The sequence below is a fragment of the Citreicoccus inhibens genome (assembly GCF_019039035.1).
GTDB classification, from domain to species: Bacteria; Myxococcota; Myxococcia; order Myxococcales; family Myxococcaceae; genus Citreicoccus; species Citreicoccus inhibens.
In genome coordinates, this window is record NZ_JAHNZT010000105.1 from 1 (window position 1) to 1,956 (window position 1,956).

A 1,956-nucleotide genomic window follows, 5' to 3' on the forward strand; every position below is an offset into this window, starting at 1 on the left:
TCGTCCACGACGGGAACTCCTCGGCTCCCCTGCCAGGGGGAGACCGTCTCGGTTGGTTTCTCCGAGGAGCTTCCCTCTTTCCCGCTCACCTCTGTTCGCCGACTACACACTTATAGGGACACGACCCCTTCTGACGAGCCATCTCTCGGGAGTCGTGAGCTGAACGAGCAGCGGCTCTACTCCAAGTGGAGGAACTACGTGGACGAGCAATCCGCGAAGTACGCTGTGCGATGAATCAAGTCGCGCGCAGGCGGTCGACCTATCCGCGGACGTGGGTGTTGCTCAAGGAGGAGGGAAAGCTCATGACTGCTTTGGAGCAACTGCTGCTGACCTGCCTGGATTCTTCGGACCACTGATTACGAGAGAGGTTCCGTCCGGGATGGGTTGGGTACCACTGCTTCGCACTTCCGTCGAAATTCCAGAGGTGTGAGGTAGCCGAGGCTGGAGTGTGGCCGGACCTGGTTGTAGTGCTGCCGCCAGGCTTCGATGACAGCCTTGGCCTCCGCCCTGGAGCGAAACCATTCCAGGCTGAGGCACTCGTCATGAAGGCGTCCGTTGAAGCTTTCGTCGGTGCCGTTCTGCCAGGGCTTGCCGGGTGCGCTGTGCGCCAGCTTGGAGACGACCTTCAAGAAGCGCGGGTCTTCGATCCACGCGAGCGCGGAGAAGCGCGGGATTGGAAGGCCGCTCAGACCAGGAGCTCGACGCGGCCTGAGTCAACCCTTCCGCAACACTGCCGGCCGGCAAGCGTCGCGCTCGCGTGATCGCTCTGCCGGCCGTCTCTCTTCCTGCGATCCTGGCTCACGCGATCAGAACGCCGCGCCTTTTCAAGATCGTCTCCAACTTATAGGGACACGACCGTTCGAGACGGCGGCTCCGCTACCTGTTGTGCACTGCCTTCGTTGTCAGCACCTTGGTATAGTCCGTCCACCCTATGACTCTCCGCGACGTCGTCGACGAGGACCTTCCCATCTTCTTTGAGCACCAGCGCGACCCGGAAGGGCTGCGCATGGCCGCGTTTCGTTCGCGCGAGCGCGATGCGTTCATGACTCACTGGCGCACCAAGGTGCTCCGCCCTGAGAACGTCACTCGCACCGTTGTCGTGGATGGCGTGGTGGTTGGATACATCAGCTGTTGGGATCAGGAGTCCAAGCGCCTCATCGGTTATTGGATTGGACGCGAGCATTGGGGCAAAGGCATCGCGACCCGAGCCGTCTCTGCGTTTGTCGAGCTTGTACCCACTCGGCCGCTTCATGCGTGGGTCGCACTCCACAACGTCGCGTCCATTCGCGTCTTGGAGAAGTGTGGCTTCCGTGCAGTCCTCACCCAGGAACCCCATCACCCGGATGAAGTCGCCGAGGTCCTGATGGAGCTTCGCTCGACGTAGTCGGCTCCTCGTGACATCCATCCATGGGTCGGTTCCAATGGCAACACATGGAACCTGAGAGCGACACGCGCTTTCCCCTCGTCCCTGGCTCGCTGGCTTCACCCGCCGGCGAGCCTCTGTTCGGCACGTACCAGGGGGAACTGGCGGAGGTGGACCTCCCGACCTGGTACAAGCCTCGGAAACTCCCTGAGGTGCCCGGGTGCGAGCCTGTCGATTCATCGGGCAGCGGCTGACTCGCCCTATCCGATGGAAGTGGGTATCAGTCGCATCCGTACCTTCAGCCCTCACGGCGTTCGATGGAGTGGGGCGCTCGAGGTGGCGGGCGCTCCGCCTGGGCTGATGGTGATTTCCCCGGTGGAAAGGGACCACTGCCGGGTGAACGTGACGATGAAGCGTACCCGTTTGTCATCGTCCGGGAGTCTGGACGCGGGTGGCAAGCACTTCAGGCTAGGGGCTGTCCCTGGTCTCGCGTTCGGAAAACAACTCGGGGTTGGCCGAACGTTCAGTTCGGTCAACTCCCAATCGCTCGCGGTTGCTGGTAGGGGCCCTGGGTGCTCAGCACAGGCCTATGC

Annotated in this window: 1 protein-coding gene and 1 pseudogene; one reads left to right on the forward strand and one right to left on the reverse strand. The window is 62.2% G+C overall.

All coding sequences use genetic code 11. The features are described from left to right. Positions 1-356: 356 nt before the first annotated feature. Positions 357-611, reverse strand: a pseudogene (locus KRR26_RS36420) (integrase core domain-containing protein); the annotation flags it as partial. A gap of 320 nt (positions 612-931) precedes the next feature. Here KRR26_RS36420 and KRR26_RS36425 point away from each other — a divergent pair. Continuing rightward, complete coding sequence (locus KRR26_RS36425; protein ID WP_217082187.1) at positions 932-1,384, forward strand: GNAT family N-acetyltransferase; 453 nt, start codon at positions 932-934, stop codon at positions 1,382-1,384. Positions 1,385-1,956: the final 572 nt, after the last annotated feature.

Coding starts and splice junctions, on each gene's coding strand:
- KRR26_RS36425 (WP_217082187.1), top strand. CDS start 932: ATGACTCTCCGCGACGTCGTCGACGAGGACCTTCCCATCTTCTTTGAG.